Genomic DNA, 1,203 nt, shown 5'->3' on the forward strand with positions numbered 1-1,203 from the left:
AACTGACGGAATTAATTCTTAATTCCTTACCTATTTCTTTTGTTCAGTTTTCAAAGAACTTTTTTGCAATAAAAAAGAAAATGTCAGAAACATTTTCTGAAATGGTGGAGCTTAGCGGGATCGAACCGCTGACCTCCTGCGTGCAAGGCAGGCGCTCTCCCAGCTGAGCTAAAGCCCCAAATAACTTATTTGTTATAATGGTCGGGAAGACAGGATTTGAACCTGCGACCCCCTGGTCCCAAACCAGGTGCTCTACCAAGCTGAGCCACTTCCCGTAAAACATGGCGCGCCCTGAGAGATTCGAACTCCCGACCTTTTGATTCGTAGTCAAACACTCTATCCAGCTGAGCTAAGGGCGCAATGTATGTGGTGCCGAGGACCGGAATCGAACCGGTACGGTAGTCACCTACCGCAGGATTTTAAGTCCTGTGCGTCTGCCAGTTCCGCCACCCCGGCACATACAATAACTTTGGAGCGGAAGACGGGATTCGAACCCGCGACCCCAACCTTGGCAAGGTTGTATTCTACCACTGAACTACTTCCGCAAACATATTTGATTTTTAAAAGGAAATTGGTGCGGGTGAAGGGACTCGAACCCCCACGTCAAAGACACTAGATCCTAAGTCTAGCGCGTCTGCCAATTCCGCCACACCCGCGTGTATAAATGGTGAGCCATGAAGGACTCGAACCTTCGACCCTCTGATTAAAAGTCAGATGCTCTACCGACTGAGCTAATGGCTCGTGCAAAATGGTGCCGGCTAGAGGACTTGAACCCCCAACCTACTGATTACAAGTCAGTTGCTCTACCAATTGAGCTAAACCGGCAAGTAAAATAAATGGTGGAGGATGACGGGATCGAACCGCCGACCCCCTGCTTGTAAGGCAGGTGCTCTCCCAGCTGAGCTAATCCTCCATTTTATATCTAGCCTAGCGACGTCCTACTCTTACAGGGGGAAACCCCCAACTACCATCGGCGCTGAAGAGCTTAACTTCCGTGTTCGGTATGGGAACGGGTGTGACCTCTTCGCCATCATCACTAGACCAGATGTGCGAGTCAATTATTATCTCGACAAGATAAAATTATACTCTATATAATTCATAAATGCAAGAGATTTTTTTAATGATTTTCATCATTTTTATGTTCTCTCAAAACTAGATACGACGTTTCCAAACGTTTATGCTTGTTTAAGGATAAGCCCTCGA

General features: G+C 47.0%; 9 tRNA genes and 1 rRNA gene. All 10 read right to left on the bottom strand.

The annotated features are described in order from the left end of the window. Window positions 1-102 precede the first annotated feature (102 nt). The 10 genes from IEV52_RS22170 to rrf all read right to left on the bottom strand — a co-directional run bounded on the left by IEV52_RS22170 (window position 103) and on the right by rrf (window position 1,041). Window positions 103-178: transfer RNA gene (locus IEV52_RS22170), tRNA-Ala, on the bottom strand. A 20-nt stretch (window positions 179-198) separates the two neighbouring features. After that, window positions 199-275 (bottom strand) — tRNA-Pro (locus IEV52_RS22175). A 7-nt stretch (window positions 276-282) separates the two neighbouring features. Beyond that, window positions 283-359 (bottom strand) — tRNA-Arg (locus IEV52_RS22180). Window positions 360-367: 8 nt separating this feature from the next. Beyond that, a tRNA-Leu gene (locus IEV52_RS22185) sits at window positions 368-456 on the bottom strand. A 14-nt stretch (window positions 457-470) separates the two neighbouring features. After that, window positions 471-545 (bottom strand) — tRNA-Gly (locus IEV52_RS22190). Window positions 546-572: 27 nt separating this feature from the next. Further along, window positions 573-656 (bottom strand) — tRNA-Leu (locus IEV52_RS22195). Window positions 657-665: 9 nt separating this feature from the next. Next, window positions 666-741: transfer RNA gene (locus IEV52_RS22200), tRNA-Lys, on the bottom strand. A gap of 8 nt (window positions 742-749) precedes the next feature. Then, window positions 750-825: transfer RNA gene (locus IEV52_RS22205), tRNA-Thr, on the bottom strand. A 12-nt stretch (window positions 826-837) separates the two neighbouring features. Then, window positions 838-913: transfer RNA gene (locus IEV52_RS22210), tRNA-Val, on the bottom strand. 12 nt (window positions 914-925) lie between these two features. Then, window positions 926-1,041: ribosomal RNA gene (rrf, locus tag IEV52_RS22215) — 5S ribosomal RNA — on the bottom strand. Window positions 1,042-1,203: the final 162 nt, after the last annotated feature.

Origin of the sequence: Fictibacillus barbaricus, from assembly GCF_014635025.1 — a bacterium.
GTDB classification, from domain to species: Bacteria; Bacillota; Bacilli; order Bacillales; family Fictibacillaceae; genus Fictibacillus; species Fictibacillus barbaricus.